Genomic DNA, 341 nt, shown 5'->3' with positions numbered 1-341 from the left:
GTATATTTATTTGAAACATAATTTTTGATTGATGAATAGCGACGGTACAAACTGATATCATCTAATTTGCCAATAAAAACATCAAACTCTTTATTAGATAAATAGTGATTAGTTTCTGGAAAGTATATAAAATAAAACACGCCGTCTAAGTAAAAGTCTGGAAATAAATTTTCAAACCCATCATCATCATCAAACCCATCGGCTACAATTTGTGGTTTACCACAATAAGAATGGCTAGTTGCCATATAATTTTTTAATTGCTGATTAACATAGATACAGTCAACCATTAAATTGTTATTCTTAATCATTATTGGCATATAGGCCTCAGTTTCATCTGAAGC

The 341-nt window shown here is 29.6% G+C and carries 1 protein-coding gene; it reads right to left on the bottom strand.

Annotated features, from left to right (window positions below):
• The coding region (locus tag A9G11_RS14515; RefSeq protein WP_176701276.1) for a hypothetical protein at positions 1 to 341 on the bottom strand (341 nt) is incomplete at both ends.

The organism is Gilliamella sp. wkB108 (assembly GCF_001690195.1).
Classification (GTDB): Bacteria; Pseudomonadota; Gammaproteobacteria; order Enterobacterales; family Orbaceae; genus Gilliamella; species Gilliamella apicola_L.
The sequence above is the reverse complement of the archived record's forward strand: the minus strand, read 5'-3'. Positions and strand labels throughout refer to the sequence as shown.